We start from the raw sequence: 16,204 nt of genomic DNA on the forward strand, positions 1-16,204 counted from the left end.
AATGCGGCCCCCCATTTTCTCCAAGAAAAAAAGGAGAAAAATTCTCCTTAATTTGAATTCGGCAAATTGTAGCGGAAGTATGGGATGTGCTGGCTGTCGCGGAATTGCTTTGGCGTGACAGTCGTGTACTTTTTGAAAATCCGAGTGAAATAGCTTTGGTTGCAGAAATGGAATTGCTTTGAAATCTCTGAAATTCCTTTGTCTGAATGGCGCAAATAATATTGAGATTCTTCCACACGGCGCACATTCAAATATTCCACCAGGGTGATGCCGGCGTGCTCTCTGAAAATACGGGACAGATGGCTTGTAGAAATGTGGAAATGTTTTGCAATGTCTTCTACCGACAAATCGCGTTCCACTTCATCGTTTATGAACATCACGACTTTGTTTACGGTTTGATGGCCGAACGATGGTTGTTTGCGTTCAGAAATAACCGACACAAAGAACTCGATCAACTCATCAGCGACGTAAAGAAATTCGGAATCGTTCATGTGCTTTTCAACCAATTCAATGCACGCCGTATTGAAAGCAAATGCTTTCTTAGGCGGCACGCGCATTTCATATAGTTTACGGGCCATTACAGATGAAAGGACTATGTAATAATTACGGACTTGGCGAATGGTATCTTTGCCTGCTTTAATTCCGATCAAATCGATCAAAAGGCGCAAAGTTTGTTTCGCCCGGTCTTTTTCAAGATGGTGGATTTCATAAATTAATTGTGTTTCGATTTCAAAAAACTTTTCAATTCCCTCATACTGATTCAGATTTTCACTTTCATTCATAAAAATCTTGGAAATGGTTTCTTGAATCGATGGCGCAGCTAGTATATTCATTTTTTCCCCGTCTTTCTAAGTTCTAGATTTTAAGCAGTTACTTCAACTATATACTGAAACGTTCGAGATGAACATAGCTCAAAGTAGAACTTATTAAATTTTTTATGTAATATGGTTTATTACCATTTTACCTTTAATACCTTATTAAAGGAAATATTTTCCCTAAAACTATACTACAAATGACGAATATCTGTCAAAAGGGTTTCTCTGGAAACTAATAAATTTCCAATATTTTAAAAATCACCATTAAAAGCCAACCTTTCCTAAGAAAGGCTGGCTTTTGCTCCCTTGTTTCTATTCGTTATCCGGCGGAATTAATGCGCGAATATGACGCGGAAGAACTTCGATTGTAAACGGTGTTTGAGAACCTTCATCGCCGTCAATATTGCATGAAACCGGCTCGCTTGTATCAATTGAGACTTGCGTTGTATGGATCACTTCTACTGCAGGATCTTTTTCAAGCTTGCCTCTTAGCATAGCCCCCGCGATTCGAATAAACGCCGGCAAAGCTGCATTTTTTACAATGTAGACATGCAGCAGCCCATCATCCGTCAAGGCTTCGGGCGCCAATTTTTCAAACCCGCCTACTGAATTGGTCAAAGCCACAAGCACCAATTTCGCTTCGCCTTCCCATTCGCCTTGGTCATGCTTGATGTTGAAATATTGCTCCGCATCCGAAGTAATTGCTTTTACACCTTCTATAAAGTAAGCCAAAGCGCCCAACCGGGTTTTTTGTTCCGGCGATACTTCATAAGTGGATTCCGCAATTTGGCCGAGCGCTAAGATGTTCATGAAATAATGGTCGCCTACTTTTGCAATATCCACTCTTTTTTCATGCCCTGTTTTCAATGCTTCAATGGCTTCAGGAGGATCTAAGGAAATCCCCAGCGCCCGGGCGAAATCATTCACCGTTCCGAGAGGGATTAAGGAAAATAAAGGTTGGTGCTCTTGTTCCGCTAAACCGGAAACAGCTTCGTTGATGGTGCCGTCGCCGCCCATCGCCACGACAAAATCGTATTTCAATTCACATGCTTCCTTGGCAAAATCCGTAGCGTCGTGCTGCTTTTCCGTCGTTCTCGTATCCACGCTGTAGCCCATGTCCACTAACGTTGCTTCCACTTGGGTACGGTATTGAGCCGCTTTCTCTTTTCCTGAAGATGGATTCAAGATAAACATCGCTTTTTTCATTTAGTTACCTCCGGTGGTATGATATAACCATATTCATCTTTACCCTCTCTTAGGGTGAAGTTAATCCTTCTGTTTTTCTAATATTGAAAGTGAGGACGGCCATGCGCATTTACATTTATTTGATCATTTTCTTCGCTTTTTTCGACTTGTTTGCTCAGCTGCCAATCATGAGCCCGTTTGCCGTCGATTTAGGAGCCACACCTTTTTTAGCCGGGCTGGCGGTGGGCATGTATTCTCTGTCCAATGTGGCAGGCAATGTGATTTCCGGAATATTCGCTGACCGCCGCGGCCCTTTTGCGGTGCTGATTTTTGGCCTGGTTTCCACTGGAGTGGTCTTATTTTCTTACCACTTAGCAGACGGTCCGTACAGTTTGCTGGCCATCCGCTTTTTCCACGGCCTGGCTGCCGGCTTTGCAGTCCCGGCCGCTTTCACTTTTCTGGCCAATCGGACCAAACAGAACCGGCGAGGAAAAGGCGCAGCGATTTCGGGAGCCTTTGTCGGATTAGCCGCTATTGTCGGTCCCGCTTTCGGCGCTATCTACGCGAGCCGCACAAGCGTCCCGGAAATGATGGGGATTACCGGCACGATTCTGCTATTGCTGGGGGCCATTTCCTATTTCCTTCTGAAAAAGGAAGCTCCCAAGAAAGAATCTGTCCAAGCCCCTAAAGCGCCATTTATGGAGTCCGTCCGCACCCTTGGATTATTCCAGGCATTTGCTGGCGCTTTTTTCTTAATGTTTTCACAAGGGGTGCTTGCTTATATGCTCCCCCTTAAAGTTGAGGCGCTTCAATTGCCTGCAGAAATGAGCGGCTTGCTGTTAAGCACTTTCGGCATTGCTGCCATTTTGGTGTTCCTGCTGCCCGTCAATCGCTTATTTGACCGCATACAACCAGTCTATACATTGATCGCCGGCTTTTCATGTATGGCGCTTTCCCTATTTCTTTTAAGCGCAGTTTCACTGGCGCTCTTTATGTATATCGTCATGGCTAGCTACGGCATCGGTTTCGCCCTTCTTTTCCCTTCCATCAATTCGCTGTTGATCGATTCTACGACTTTGCAATCGCGCGGACGGGCATATGGCTATTTCTATGCCTTCTTTTCATTCGGTGTGGTTGCCGGCTCCAGTGTCACCGGAGCTTTGGAACTGTCGGCCAATGAAGGGTTTATATTAAGCGGAAGTTTGCTGCTCCTCATAGCAGCATTTAATGGATTAGCGGCTGGAAGATAAAATACAGCAAAGGAAAGAGTTGTCCCAAAAGTAATTCGGGACAACTCTTGTTATGTCTCGAAGCTAGCGCAGCGATGCAGAAACACGGGCACTAGACTTCCCCTGCGTAGTATTAGAAGCAAGGCAGATCATTTAAATGTTATCAGTGCCTATGCGCGGCTCGGGTGAGACCGTCTTTGTGTTTTCTGATTTCTCTTCGCTCGTGTCATTTGGCGACAGCTTTGAATTTTCATCTGCTTTCTTATCTTCATTGTAATATTGGACGCCTGATTCTCCGCCCTCATTCGCCGGTTCTTCTGTGTCAGTTGATGTTTTGTTTAGTTTATCCAAGTTTTGAGATTCCATAAATGAATTCACCTTCGTTTTCGCATTATTAAAAGCTACAGTGGCTTTTTCACGATTTTCTGGTTTCTTGAAGTATGCATACGCTCCAGCAGCTAAACCTGCCAGTAAGATTCCTCTTCTTTTGGCCATTTACTTCACTCCTATTCTCTGTTAAAACTTGTTTACCCTATTCTACTAGATTTATGCAACATTCACGTGTCAAAAGCATTACATTTTATTGTTTGTAAACTTCATATCCACATGGGGAATCCCGTCTTCATCGTATGCTTCCGAAATCGGCAGAAAGCCGAAGGATTCGTAAAACTCTTGCAGGTAAACTTGCCCCTGCAATTGAATTTCATTGGCTTGCCATTCGTTCAAGATATACTCCATTGCCTGCACCATCAATTGTTTGGCGAGGCCTCGGCTTCTGGCTTCAGCACGGACGATAACCCGCCCGATTGACGGAATTTCATACTTCACTCCTGCCGGAACCAACCGGGCATAAGCCAGTGTTTTTCCATTTTCACTATAAGCAATGTGGATAGATTCTTGATCCAAATCATCCAGCTCAGGATAAGGGCAATTCTGCTCCACTACAAATACGTCCACCCGCAATTTTAAAAACTCGTATAATTTCCGGGCAGTCAGTTCATCAAAATGATAGGTATTCCACTCCAATTTCTTCGCCTCCTTGTCTCTTTTCATTATTTCACATTAGTGGCTATTTGGATGGTTTTTTGATATGATAACGGAAAGAATTTTAGAGGTGAGCAAATGATTCGTGCAGGCACGATTGATGATATTGCATCTGTCCAGGAAATCGCACACGTGAGCTGGGTTGATACTTATGAAGGCATTATTCCTCCAACTGTCCAAAAACAATTTTTAGATAAATCGTACTCTACGCCAATGATGGAAATGAGATTGAAGAAAACCATTGTCCTGCTCGCTTTCCACGATGCGGAACCTGTTGGATTTGCCAACTTTACCCGCGTTGATGAAGATGGCGACGCGGAACTGATTGCACTTTATTTGAAGCCGGAATTCCAGCGCAATGGCTACGGCAAACAATTATTGTCGAGCGGACTTTCCCATTTAAAAGAAGGCTCGCAATTATTCGTTTATGTGGAAAGCAAAAATGAAAAAGGCCGGAAGTTCTACGAACGAAATGGCTTTGAATTGGTAGAGGAATTCGAGGAAGTTTTTGAAGGCTACCCGCTGCAGACTGCCAAATATATTTATTACCTAAAAACACCCGTCCTTTGAAAGGACGGGTGTTTTTGTTTATAACGGACGATACGTATCGTCATCTTTGTGAAGCAAATTATCATTTTGTCTCCGCTGCTCTTCCTCACGAAGGCGCTCTTCTTGGCGAATTCGTTCTTCTTCACGGATTCGCTGTTCTTCTTTTAGCTTCGCATCGCCATTTCGGCTGCCAAAATCGTCGCGCGGCGCCTGGTAGTCATCTCGTCGCGTCCCTTTTCGCACAAAGCACATAATTGCTGCAATGTAGAATAAGATCGACGTCAAGGAAAGCAGGCCTGCGAATAGCCCTGCAATGATGAAAAGCACTCCCGCAGCTTTCGGATTGCGGTTATTCCGCAGGTTCGCAATAGCAAGAATCGCTAAAACGGTGCTGATCGCAAGCACTGCCACAAGGACCCATCCGATAATGCTAAAGCTGGAAATGAAAGTATCCAAAAAGAGCTGTGCGTCTTCCGGGCTTGCAAATGTGGAGTCATTTAAGACTTCCTGCTCAAAATCCTGGAATTCTGCCGTGTTTTGCACATTGTCGAAACTAAGGATACCGATTGCCAATAGGGCGATGGTTAAAAGATTAAAAATAATGCCGATTATACCTAATGTTTTTTCTGCACCTCTGCTGACAACTCCATTATTCATTTGATGCACCTCTTTCTCACTTTTCTTCCGGCTCGAAATAAAAGCCTTCTTATAGACAGTTTCCCTGATTATTATGAATAAAACCTGTTTAAGCTTTTGTAGCTAGGGTAATTAATTATTAACAAAGATTTTAAAGGAGATGAAATTAATGGAAAAAAAGTTAATCTTTAATCAAGCAGACTTTATGTACGGAATCGGCGGCGCTTCTATTTTAACTGCGATTGTTTTCTTCATGACAAGCCTATAATCTGGAGGATGAAGATGGAAAACTACATATTGGCGACATAGCAAAAGCAATCCACTCAAAATTGAAGAGGATTGCTTTTTGTGTGTTTAAATTTTCACGTCGTCGTAATCTTTATAGCGGTCGAATGCTACAACTGCATAGGAACAGACCGGCTCCATTTTATAATTATGTTCGCGGGCATAATCAGCCGCCCGATCGAGCAGCTTTTTCGCAATGCCTTGGTTGCGCATCGATTCATCTACAAAAGTATGTTCAATCACCATGACATTCGCAAGCTCTGTCCACGTAATTTCCGCCTTAAGCATCCCCGCTTCTTCATAGCGGTAAGCAAATTCATCATTACCCAATTCTATTAGCTGTAATTCCATATCTTACTCCCCCTAATTATTGATTGATGGACAACGGACGCAGCGAAGCTTCGATTTCAGCCCGCTTCGGCTCAAGAAACGGCGGCAATGCAAGCGTCTCTCCCATCGTTTCCAATGGTTCATCGGTCGCGAAGCCCGGTTCATCCGTCGACAATTCAAAAAGAATGCCGTTCGGCTCACGGAAATAGATGGCTTTAAAATAATAGCGATCCACTTCACCTGAAGTCATGAATCCATTGGAGCGCAAGTATGTGTTCCATTTGCTGTACTCTTCATACGTTTTTACACGGAAAGCAACGTGGTGCACACTCCCTCTCCCAGGGCGTTCAGGCGGCAAATCGGTCCGTTCTTCTAAGTGTACTTCGCCAGCCGGGCCGCCTTTTCCTGTTGAAAATACTAAAATATCTTTCATTCCTTCAATTTTCGACGGATAAGAGCCGATTTGCTCGAATCCGAGTATATCGCTTAAAACGGCAGCTGTTTTTTCATTTTTGCGGACCGTCAAGCGCACATGGCCCAGTCCGACAATCGCATACTCTTCCGGAACATCTGCTTTCGTCCAAGGAATGCCGTATTCGATTCCTTTTCCGTCATCCACTACCAGCATTAGCCGGGATCCTTCAAAGTCCTGGAAAGTCAGCGATGGCCGGCCGAAAACTTCTTCCACTTCGCCGTGCGGAACAGCGAAGCGATCAAAACGTTTCATCCAATAGGCAATCGCCGCTTCACTTTTCACTCGAAATGCCGTGTTGCTGATGGAAGAAACGCCCGGATACGTGCGGCCAGCCATCGGAATATCAAAATACGTCATATCGGTTCCAGGCGTTCCGACTGCATCAGCGTAAAACAAATGGTAAGACGAAGTTGAATCCTGATTGACGCTCTTTTTTACTAAACGCATGCCTAGAATCCGTGTAAAGAAATCATGGTTCTTATCCGCATTGGCGGTAATTGCCGAAACGTGGTGAATGCCTTCTAGTTTCATTTTTCTTCCTCCTCAATTATCTTGAATTCGAGATAATTATTTTATTCTATCACCGCTCCTTCTGCCCTGCAACTGAATTGGCTCAAATAAAAACAGCCAGGCAATTTACTGCCTGGCTGCTTCGATAAATCAGTTAAACCATCCACGGACAGAATCCGCAAGCTTTTGGAAAAAGCTTTTCACACTTTGCCAAAAACCTTCGTCATTGACGATCGTTCCAATTTTGTCTTCAATGGTTTTGCTTAAGTCTTCCAATTGGGTCGACCATTTTGAAAAGTCGATATCCAGTTTACGGATGCGGTCCATCAGATCCGTCAACAATTTGCGGTCTTCCGGGCTTAACTCGATTTGAAGCTTCGTCAATTGATCTTCGACTATTTTCTCCACTTCTTCACGGGTAGCCGGATTTTGTTCAGCGATCTGTTTTTTGATCTCTGTCAAAAGCTCGCTTACTTTTGCGTCTTCAACTCCGCTGTCAGCGAGTTCTGTTGCTACGGTCAATTCATCGTTAGCCACATCTGTCCGTTCTGGATCCAATTCTTCCCCGTTCACTTCGTAAGCTTTATAGATGCCAACAAGCGCCGAATGGCCTGTCACCGCTTTTGGAGCAGCGACTTCGACCGATGCATCTTCAATGCCTGCCGTCAGCATGGCGTTGGCGTACATTTCCGTTGTGACTTGCGTAATGTTATCCGGCGTGACGATTTGGATAACCAAACCTTCTCCTGCATCTTTGCGCGTGATTTTTGCAGAAGAATACATATTCGCACGCGAATCTCCGTCTTTAATATAAGTAATCAGATCTTGGCCGGTCACTTCGATTTCTTCCACGTCCGCTTCACCGGCTACATCCAAGCTTTTCGCTACGCTTTCTTTTTCTGCTTCGGATAGATTGCCTCCATAGACGACGATCGGCAAACCGAATTTTTCATTGATGCCGACGTTCGCAGAACTGATGCTTGGCAGCATAAGTGACAACGCTAATATAGATGACAGTACAGGAATTATTTTTTTCATTATTTATTGCCCCCTTCCACAAATTAATACGCTTTTTGTGTGAAAAGGTTGCGTCAACGTACTAATTTGGTCCATCCGTCTTCTTGGATGATTTTGCGTTCTTTGTACAGTCTGCCGAGCGCACGTTTGAATGCCGCTTTGCTCATGCCGAAGATTTCCTGGATTTCATCCGGAGTCGATTTATCTGTGAACGGCATTTGCCCGCCGGACTCATCCAGGAAATCCATAATTTTCTGTGCATCATCCGATAGGCGTTCCTGTTTACGGGGAAGCAACGAACCGTTCAATGTCGCATCGTCTTTTACGCCGATGATGCGCACGGTTTTTTCTTCGCCTAAACGCGGTTCTTCTTCTCTTTCCGATTCATGGACGAAAATCCGATACATTTCAGGCACAGAAAGCATGAATGTGCCGACTGGCAACAAACGGTAAGCACGTGCTTGAATGTTTTCATTGAACACAGAAGTTGGAGCCGGTACATACAATTCGCCGATTTTCTCTTCGGTCGCCAGGCGTCCGTATAAATCGCCATAGCGGTCCGTACGCAAGGTCATGAAGATATGGTCGCCTTGCTGCGGCCACAGTTCTTCGATTTGCGGAAGGTCTTCGGGAAGTACGTAAACTTCGCGGGAAGTCCCGATGTCAACGACCAGCCCTTCTCGTCTGGATACTTTCAATACTTTCGCCCAGCCGTATACGCTCGGCAAAATGTGGGGAATCATCGGAGTAGCAGAAACCCCGCCTTGACGGTTGCGGAAAAGGAATACTTCAATTTCCTCACCGATTTCTTGTCCCTCTTCAATTTCTGATGCGTTCATTAACACTTCATCACCTGAACTATTCGTCAAGATCCACTGGGAACTTGATCGGTCAATGATGCGCAATGTGGTTTTTTCTCCTGGATGCAATGCCATTATGCAGCCTCCTTCAATTCAACTTAATTTTCTTTTTGGTCATTTTTTAGTTTTTCAAGTTTTTGGAGCAGCGCCGGATCTTCTTCCAGCACTTGAACCAAATCAGCGATCCGCTCAATGGAATTCCAGCTTAAGTGATGCTCGATCCCTTCCACGTCGCCGTAGATCCGTTCTTCTTCCACACCGATCAACCGAAGAAACTGTTCCAGCAGGTCATGGCGCTTTACAAGGCGTTTTCCAAGTTTTTGCCCGCGCGGCGTCAACATCAGCCCGCGGTAGCGCTCATAAATTAAGTACCCATCTTTATCAAGTTTTTGCACCATTTTGGTGACCGATGACGGCAAAACTGACAACGCTTCTGCAATATCCGACACTCGGGCATATCCTTTTTGTTCAATTAATGAATAAATGATTTCAATGTGGTCTTCCATACTTGGAGTAGGCACGATTCGTTCCTCCCTAACATGACTCTCTTCAGTTTACTATACCCCAACCCGCTAAACAACTGAGCTTACGGCATTCCGGCAGTAATTCAATTTTCTGCATGTTTGGCCTGTGAAAATCCGGGGTAGTTATTACTATCGACAACGAAAGGTTAGGTGAGGAACATGGGACGTATTCTTTGGATTATTTTAGCAGTTATTATTGTTATTTGGTTAGTTGGATTTTTAATGGACGTCGCTGGTGGATTAATCCACATCCTTCTTATCATCGCAGCTATCATTTTAGTTATTAATTTGATCTCTGGCAGAAAAGGCTTATAGCCGGAATGCAGGCCATAAAAAAAGCTGAGGACAAATGTCCTCAGCTTTTTTATTGTTTCCGGATTTTTGCATAAACGCATGTATCGCGCAATTTATTGCTCACTCTTGAAATCGTATCATTGCGGAGAATGCCTTCGAGCTCGAAGTTCAAACGCTCAGCCACTGCCCGGCTTCGCACATTGTCCGGATCGCAGCGGATCTCAACCCGGTTTGCTTCCAATTCTTCAAACGCAAAACGGGTAATGCGTTCTACTGCCTCTGTTACATAGCCTTTTCCTTCAAAGCGATTATCGACCCAATAGCCGATCTCAAACTTCCGCACATCCCAATCAATGCGGTGAAGGCCTGAAGAGCCAATAAATTCTCCGGTTTCTTTCGAGAAGAAATGCAGCCGCAAATCTTTGCGCAGCATAAAATCCGCTTCAGCTTCCACCAAGTTTGCTTCCATTTCCGAAAGCACCGGTTTTTTCTGGGCAAACGGCATCCACGGCCGCAATGAAGCAAGTGAGCGCATGACCGCCTCATAGCTGAGCGCCGCATCTTCCCTTTTCGGTTTGCGGATGATCAAGCGCTCCGACTCGAATTCATCCGGAAATTGAAATAGAACCGGATTGAATTGCGATTTCTTTTCTTCTATCAATGCATCATCCCAGTGGACAGGCGTCGTAATGCCCGCTTCCCAGTCTTCCCGTGTCATGCCGTAAGTCACTGCATCATAATAGCGGTTTTCTCGCGGCGAGAACCATGTTTGGCGGATATGGGCTTCTTTGACAAAACCGGTCCGCTCAAATGCTTTTCGCATCGCGAAATTGTCGTGCCGCGTGTTGCCTTCTAGGCGTATTTTCTTTTCGGGCAAAGAGAAGACGAAATCAGCAATCAACTTCAACGCCTTCGGGCCATAGCCTTTTCCTCGATATGGATCTGCAATCCGCAAGTCAAACAGCGGGATGTCATCCTGCAAGTCAAAAATTTTCACGACGCCCACTTGCTGCCCTTCATCGTTTTCGATCCAAAACGTTCTCACTTGGTCTGATTTATATCCGCCTTCTTCAATCGTCTTCTCGATCAATTCCCGGACAGGATGTTCAATGCCGTGAAACGGCCATGAGTTAGTTGTCATAAATTCGATTAATTGTTCCTGTTCTTCCATCGTCCATTCTGTCAGCTTCAACACTTTGTCCTCCATGTTTGTTTACTTTTGAATCTTGACTAAGCGCAGCGCGTTGAGGATTACGAGAAGCGTTGCCCCCATGTCTGCGAATATGGCAATCCATAATGTCAGCCATCCTGGAATGATTAAAAGCAAAGCAATGATTTTTAACCCTAATGCAAAAAGAATATTTTCCTTTATTATACGCAAAGTCTTTCGGCTGAGTCGAATTGTATAGGGAAGTTTTTCTAAATCATCAGCCATCAAGGCGATATCCGCTGTTTCCAAAGCCGCATCGGTTCCGGCGCCGCCCATGGCAATGCCGATCGTCGAAGCTGCCAAGGCAGGCGCATCATTGACTCCGTCTCCGACCATGGCGACCCGGCCATGGATCTGCTGGAGTTCTTTGATGGCAGCTAACTTGTCTTCCGGCATCAATCCAGCACGGACGTCCGTGACACCGATTTGGGCTGCAATCGCCCGGGCAGTTGCAGGGTGGTCGCCTGTCAGCATAATCGTTTTTTCAATGCCCATCGCCTTCAATCCGCGAATGATTTCCGAACTTTCATTTCGGATGGCATCCGCCACTGCCACTGCACCGATCAATTCTTTTTCCGAAAAGACCGCTACGACAGATTTTCCGGATTCCTGAAGCTCACGGTAATCCCGCGGAATGGCAAAGCCGTATTCTTCTGCCCAGCTAAAGCTGCCGACGTAGACCTGTACGCCGTTCACAACTGCGTGGGCGCCTTTTCCGGTAACCGACCCAAACCCTTCGGAACCATAGGGTTCGCCCGCTTTGTCCAAAATGGCGCGCGCCAAAGGATGCTGCGACATGGTTTCGACTGCTGCTGCAATTTTCAGGACTTCTTCCTGGGAATACATTTCTTGGGCAAAGACATCCGTCACTTCCGGATAGCCTTTCGTCAGCGTGCCGGTTTTATCAAATGCAATGGCTTTAATATGCCCTGTTTCCTCTAAATGGATGCCGCCTTTCACCAAAACGCCTTGCCGCGCAGCATTCCCGATAGCTGTCACAATAGCGACTGGCGTCGACACAACTAAAGCACAAGGACAGCCAACTACAAGCACGGCAAGCCCTTGGTAAACCCACAACTCCCAGTTGCCGGTCAGGAACCCTGGGAGGATGGCCACTAAAAAAGCGACGGCTATAATAGCCGGCGTGTAATATTTCGCAAAACGGTCGACGAATTTTTGGGAAGGCGCTTTTTCCGCCTGCGCTTCTTCGACTAAATGAATGATTTTGGCGATGGTGGTGTCTTCCACCCGCTTGGTCACTGTGACTTCCAGTGCGCCTTCGCCGTTTAACGTCCCGGCAAACACTTCGTCTCCCGGATTCTTACTCGCTGGCATGGATTCGCCTGTAATCGCTGCCTGATTAACGGAACTTGTGCCGCGGAGCACAGTTCCGTCCATCGCAATTTTTTGTCCGGGTTTAACGATGAGCACATCGCCAATGCGGACATCTTCCGTATCCAGCTCGATAACTTCGCCTTGCCGCTGGATCAGCGCCCTGGCCGGTGCTAAATCCATCAATCCACGGATCGACTGGCGGGCTTTGTTCATCGAAAAGGCTTCCAGCGCTTCGCTGACCGCAAACAAAAAGACCACAACTGCGCCTTCACGCCATTCGCCGATAATTACTGCGCCAATAATTGCAATGGTCATCAATGTCTTCATGTCAAATTGCAGTTTCGTTAAATTTTGAAGGCCTGTCCAGAACAGCTGATAGCCTCCGATTAAAATGGAAGCGCCGAATAATCCGATGGCTGCCGGGTGTGTTTCAGAAGCCTGGAAAGAAATTACCGCTCCGATGATCAGCAATAAAAATGAAATGGCCGCTTCAATGGTTTGGCGCCGTTTATAAAAAGGGATATGCACCACTTTTTCTTTTTCCGGAAAAACCCGGATATGGTCAAATGCTCCCGCTTTTTGCAAGGCTTCGATGGAGACGTTGCCATCGACCGTCAGCTTGGAAGCACCGAAGTTCAAACTGACATTTTTAATATCGGGAAGCTCCCGAACATTCTTTTCAAATTTCGCGGCACAGCTCGTGCATGATAAATTTTCAAGACGGTATGTCTTTTGCAAGCTCGCCACCTTCTTTCGCATGTTCATGGGCAATGGTCACGAGTTGGTGAACATGGCGGTCGGACAATGAATAATAGACTTGTTTCCCTTTGCGGAGGGATTTTGCCAATCCACGTTCCTTCAGATACCGTAGATGATGGGAGGCAGTCGCGGTCGAAGAACCGATGACGGCCGCGATATCGCAGACGCACATTTCTTCTTCGATGGTTAAAGCATAGGCAATGTTCAAACGGGTTTCATCAGCCAGTGCTTTAAACAAATGGACGACTTCGGATAAATCGGGCATATATTGCTGAACATTATCCACCACTTCCGGATGGACTTTTGTCACTTCACAAATTTCTTTCATCGCGATCCCACCTTCATTCAAATGTTCCTTTGTTTGTTACTTGCAGTATAAATCTTCTGATAATAATAATCAAACAGGGATTTGAATGAGTTCTATTTACGGGTTTTAAAAAGAATGCTATTGTTTTCAGAAGTTAATCGAATTTTGATAAAGGAAGTGGAAAGTTGAAGACTATGTCTTATAAAGAGCAATGGTTCGGCAATATCCGCGCGGACATTCTTTCCGGCATTGTCGTGGCGCTCGCGTTAATTCCCGAAGCCATTGCCTTTTCTATTATTGCCGGAGTGGATCCGATGGTCGGCCTCTATGCTTCGTTCTCCATAGCCGTCATCATTTCTTTTGTCGGCGGGCGCCCCGCGATGATTTCGGCCGCTACGGGCGCGATGGCTCTTGCGATGGTGACGCTCGTCCGGGACCACGGCCTTGACTATCTGCTCGCTGCGACCATTCTAACCGGGGTGCTGCAAGTGATCTTCGGATTTTTGAAAATTGCCCGTTTCATGAAGTTCATCCCGCGTGCTGTGATGATCGGTTTCGTTAATTCGCTCGCTATCCTGATTTTCATGGCGCAAGTGCCGTTCATTTTCGGCATCAATCTGATTACGTATGTTTTTGTCGGTGTCACTTTGGCCATTGTTTACATCGTGCCGCGTTTCTTTACCGCGATTCCGGCACCGCTTATCGCCATACTCGTATTGTCCGCCATTGTCATGTATACCGGCATCGATATGCAGAATGTCGGCAGTTTAGGGACGATTAACCAATCCCTGCCCACTTTCTTCATCCCGGATGTTCCGTTTAATTTTGAAACTTTGCAGATCATTTTTCCCACTGCGCTTGCCTTATCCATCATTGGTTTGCTCGAATCCTTATTGACGGCATCCATTTTGGATGATGCAACAGAAACGGATTCCGATAAGAATCAGGAAGCCCGCGGGCAAGGCATCGCCAACTTCGTCACCGGCTTTTTCGGCGGAATGGCGGGCTGTGCAATGATCGGCCAGTCGGGCATCAACGTCCAATCTGGCGGACGCGGACGCCTTTCCACCTTTACTGCAGGCGTCGTCCTGATTTTCCTGATCATCGTCCTCGGCAATTGGGTCGTCCAGATTCCGATGCCCGTCCTTGCCGGCATCATGGTGATGGTGTGCATCGGCACTTTTAATTGGGGTTCGTTCAAGTACATGGCGACCGCTCCGAAATCAGATGCAGTTGTCATGCTGCTGACCGTCGTGGTGGTCGTCTATACACACGATTTATCCAAAGGCGTACTCGCCGGCGTTCTGCTGAGCGCGATTTTATTTGCGGCTAAAATTTCAAAAGTCGAAGTCCGGAATAAAGGATTGAATGCCGAAGCATCGAATGTTTATACAGTACACGGCCAATTATTCTTTGCTTCTTCGCAAGATTTCGTTTCAGCCTTCGATGCCATCGAACCTGCCGACCGCATCATCATCGACTTCTCGGATGCGACCGTTTGGGATGATTCCGGTGTCGGCGCCATCGACCGCATCATGGGCCGGCTTCAACCGAAAGTGGGTTCGATTGAAATTACAGGCTTAAACTCATCCAGCGAAAAATTGGTCAACACCTTGGCCGCCTATGCAAATTCAGGGAAAAAAGCAGGCCAGCATTAAAGGGGGATTCTTAGATGTATAAGAAAATTCTCGTAGCCGCTGATGGCTCGGACCATTCAAAACGCGCCGTGCAAGAAGCGGTGAAAATGGCAAAAGCCAACCCAGGAGCAAATGTGACGCTTCTTTACGTCATCGACTATGAAAAAGCACGCAATGAAATCCTTCAAAGCCAAGGCCCGGATGGGCTTCATCTCGAGCGGCGCAAGCACCTCCAGCCGCTTGAAGAGATTTGCCGTTCTGCCGGTGTCCCCTTTGAAACCAAAATTCTGCATGGAGCCCCCGGGCCGACCATTGTAAAGCATGCCAATGAAACCGGCTACGATGCCGTTTTCATCGGCAGCCGAGGCTTAAACGCCTTGCAGGAAATGGTGCTTGGCAGCGTCAGCCACAAAGTAGCGAAACGCGTACAGGCACCTGTGATCATTGTGAAATAAAAAAAGGTCTTTCCGGTTTTCGGAAAGACCTTTTTCTTATAAAACTAAATACCCTAAACTGAACAACAGGATCCCGCTGATCAACGTTGCACTTAAATACGCTGCCGCTTTTAGCCATTCTCCGTCCTCTATATCTTTCACGGCGTCAAGCGCCATCGTTGAAAACGTGGTAAAAGCGCCCAGAAAACCCGTAAGCCAAAAAGCGGATGGGCTGCCGTTTCCAAGCAGCCAGCCCATCGAAAAAGATCCGAGGCTGTTGACTGCCCATGTCGCCCATTTCGGATGCTTGGAACGGCTTTCTGCAATAAGGTAAAAAACGTACCGGACTACAGCTCCGAAGAAACCACCCGCTGCAATGGAAATCATTTTGCCATCGCCTGCCTTCCGATTGCCAGTCCGCCAGCTGCCATCAAGACCGAAGCTGCTGTCATCGCAAGAGCAAAACCTATTGCAGCCATATACTGCGCTTCCAACAAGCTAAACCACTGGGCTGAAAAAGCCGAAAATGTAGTAAAAGAGCCAACGAATCCGGTTGAAATGAACAGCCGAAATTCGGCAGATTTTTTAGGGAAGCGGGCAGCTGCATAGCCAATGACGAAACTTCCGAATAAGTTGACTGCCCAGAGTCCCGCCGTTGATGAGATGGCTTCGAAAATTCCGGCACGTGCCAGTGCCCCAAGCATCCCGCCGACGCCTACTGCTAAAAACCTTTTCACTTGAACCGCCTCGCATCATTTTTCTCCAGTAT

20 protein-coding genes are annotated in these 16,204 nt (G+C 46.3%); 5 read left to right on the forward strand and 15 right to left on the reverse strand.

All coding sequences use genetic code 11. The features are described 5' to 3' along the window. Positions 1 to 47: 47 nt before the first annotated feature. A complete protein-coding gene (locus BN1080_RS14550; protein WP_052653177.1) occupies positions 48 to 833 on the reverse strand; it encodes a helix-turn-helix domain-containing protein in 786 nt (261 codons plus the stop codon). Between the two features lie 294 nt (positions 834 to 1,127). Beyond that, complete coding sequence (locus tag BN1080_RS14555) at positions 1,128 to 2,021, reverse strand: diacylglycerol/lipid kinase family protein (protein WP_052653179.1); 894 nt, start codon at positions 2,019 to 2,021, stop codon at positions 1,128 to 1,130. 101 nt (positions 2,022 to 2,122) lie between these two features. On the opposite strand from BN1080_RS14555, the gene BN1080_RS14560 reads away from it, so the two are divergent. Continuing rightward, a complete protein-coding gene (locus BN1080_RS14560) occupies positions 2,123 to 3,250 on the forward strand; it encodes an MFS transporter (RefSeq protein ID WP_052653181.1) in 1,128 nt (375 codons plus the stop codon). Positions 3,251 to 3,382: 132 nt separating this feature from the next. Here BN1080_RS14560 and BN1080_RS14565 read toward each other — a convergent pair whose 3' ends face one another. Then, positions 3,383 to 3,724: a hypothetical protein gene (locus BN1080_RS14565; protein ID WP_052653183.1), complete on the reverse strand. Its 342-nt coding sequence runs from the start codon at positions 3,722 to 3,724 to the stop codon at positions 3,383 to 3,385. A gap of 78 nt (positions 3,725 to 3,802) precedes the next feature. Continuing rightward, a complete protein-coding gene (locus BN1080_RS14570) occupies positions 3,803 to 4,255 on the reverse strand; it encodes a GNAT family N-acetyltransferase (protein WP_052653185.1) in 453 nt (150 codons plus the stop codon). Between the two features lie 96 nt (positions 4,256 to 4,351). On the opposite strand from BN1080_RS14570, the gene BN1080_RS14575 reads away from it, so the two are divergent. After that, entirely contained in the window at positions 4,352 to 4,843 is a 492-nt protein-coding gene (locus tag BN1080_RS14575) for a GNAT family N-acetyltransferase (protein WP_052653187.1), read from the forward strand. Between the two features lie 18 nt (positions 4,844 to 4,861). Here BN1080_RS14575 and BN1080_RS14580 read toward each other — a convergent pair whose 3' ends face one another. From BN1080_RS14580 to mntR, 6 genes are all read right to left on the reverse strand, one after another. Continuing rightward, complete coding sequence (locus BN1080_RS14580; protein WP_052653189.1) at positions 4,862 to 5,479, reverse strand: DUF4064 domain-containing protein; 618 nt, start codon at positions 5,477 to 5,479, stop codon at positions 4,862 to 4,864. Positions 5,480 to 5,812: 333 nt separating this feature from the next. Continuing rightward, on the reverse strand, positions 5,813 to 6,094 hold the full coding sequence (locus tag BN1080_RS14585) for a GNAT family N-acetyltransferase (RefSeq protein ID WP_052653191.1): 282 nt from the start codon (positions 6,092 to 6,094) through the stop codon (positions 5,813 to 5,815). A 16-nt stretch (positions 6,095 to 6,110) separates the two neighbouring features. Next, positions 6,111 to 7,079 carry a ring-cleaving dioxygenase gene (locus BN1080_RS14590; RefSeq protein WP_052653193.1) on the reverse strand — a complete coding sequence of 323 codons (969 nt, stop codon included), beginning with the start codon at positions 7,077 to 7,079 and terminating at the stop codon, positions 6,111 to 6,113. A 129-nt stretch (positions 7,080 to 7,208) separates the two neighbouring features. Beyond that, positions 7,209 to 8,096, reverse strand: coding sequence for a DUF1002 domain-containing protein (locus tag BN1080_RS14595; RefSeq protein WP_052653195.1), 888 nt, complete (start codon positions 8,094 to 8,096; stop codon positions 7,209 to 7,211). A 53-nt stretch (positions 8,097 to 8,149) separates the two neighbouring features. Next, complete coding sequence (locus BN1080_RS14600; RefSeq protein ID WP_052653197.1) at positions 8,150 to 9,010, reverse strand: CvfB family protein; 861 nt, start codon at positions 9,008 to 9,010, stop codon at positions 8,150 to 8,152. Between the two features lie 23 nt (positions 9,011 to 9,033). After that, complete coding sequence (gene mntR / locus BN1080_RS14605; RefSeq protein WP_052653199.1) at positions 9,034 to 9,456, reverse strand: transcriptional regulator MntR; 423 nt, start codon at positions 9,454 to 9,456, stop codon at positions 9,034 to 9,036. A 162-nt stretch (positions 9,457 to 9,618) separates the two neighbouring features. Here mntR and BN1080_RS17070 point away from each other — a divergent pair, with 162 nt between their 5' ends. Next, complete coding sequence (locus tag BN1080_RS17070) at positions 9,619 to 9,774, forward strand: lmo0937 family membrane protein (RefSeq protein ID WP_110925662.1); 156 nt, start codon at positions 9,619 to 9,621, stop codon at positions 9,772 to 9,774. 49 nt (positions 9,775 to 9,823) lie between these two features. On the opposite strand, the gene BN1080_RS14610 is transcribed toward BN1080_RS17070, so the two are convergent. Genes BN1080_RS14610 through BN1080_RS14620 form a run of 3 tightly spaced genes read right to left on the reverse strand, consistent with a single transcriptional unit; the run spans position 9,824 to position 13,385 of the window. Further along, entirely contained in the window at positions 9,824 to 10,945 is a 1,122-nt protein-coding gene (locus BN1080_RS14610; RefSeq protein WP_052653201.1) for a GNAT family N-acetyltransferase, read from the reverse strand. A 21-nt stretch (positions 10,946 to 10,966) separates the two neighbouring features. Further along, positions 10,967 to 13,057 (reverse strand): heavy metal translocating P-type ATPase, encoded by a 2,091-nt coding sequence (locus BN1080_RS14615; protein ID WP_052654658.1) that lies wholly within the window; start codon positions 13,055 to 13,057, stop codon positions 10,967 to 10,969. Next, positions 13,014 to 13,385, reverse strand: coding sequence for an ArsR/SmtB family transcription factor (locus BN1080_RS14620; RefSeq protein ID WP_052653203.1), 372 nt, complete (start codon positions 13,383 to 13,385; stop codon positions 13,014 to 13,016). Before BN1080_RS14620 ends, BN1080_RS14615 begins: the two co-directional genes overlap by 44 nt. Positions 13,386 to 13,558: 173 nt before the next feature. Here BN1080_RS14620 and BN1080_RS14625 point away from each other — a divergent pair, with 173 nt between their 5' ends. Together BN1080_RS14625 and BN1080_RS14630 are read left to right on the forward strand one after the other, a co-directional pair. Then, entirely contained in the window at positions 13,559 to 15,022 is a 1,464-nt protein-coding gene (locus BN1080_RS14625) for a SulP family inorganic anion transporter (RefSeq protein ID WP_110925663.1), read from the forward strand. Positions 15,023 to 15,036: 14 nt separating this feature from the next. Continuing rightward, positions 15,037 to 15,456: a universal stress protein gene (locus BN1080_RS14630; protein ID WP_052653207.1), complete on the forward strand. Its 420-nt coding sequence runs from the start codon at positions 15,037 to 15,039 to the stop codon at positions 15,454 to 15,456. A gap of 36 nt (positions 15,457 to 15,492) precedes the next feature. Here BN1080_RS14630 and BN1080_RS14635 read toward each other — a convergent pair whose 3' ends face one another. Both BN1080_RS14635 and BN1080_RS14640 read right to left on the reverse strand, forming a co-directional pair. Beyond that, on the reverse strand, positions 15,493 to 15,822 hold the full coding sequence (locus tag BN1080_RS14635; protein ID WP_052653209.1) for a fluoride efflux transporter FluC: 330 nt from the start codon (positions 15,820 to 15,822) through the stop codon (positions 15,493 to 15,495). Continuing rightward, positions 15,819 to 16,172: a fluoride efflux transporter FluC gene (locus tag BN1080_RS14640; protein ID WP_052653211.1), complete on the reverse strand. Its 354-nt coding sequence runs from the start codon at positions 16,170 to 16,172 to the stop codon at positions 15,819 to 15,821. Before BN1080_RS14640 ends, BN1080_RS14635 begins: the two co-directional genes overlap by 4 nt. Positions 16,173 to 16,204: the final 32 nt, after the last annotated feature.

Source organism: Planococcus massiliensis (assembly GCF_000821325.1).
In the GTDB taxonomy this organism is placed as follows: Bacteria; Bacillota; Bacilli; order Bacillales_A; family Planococcaceae; genus Planococcus; species Planococcus ruber.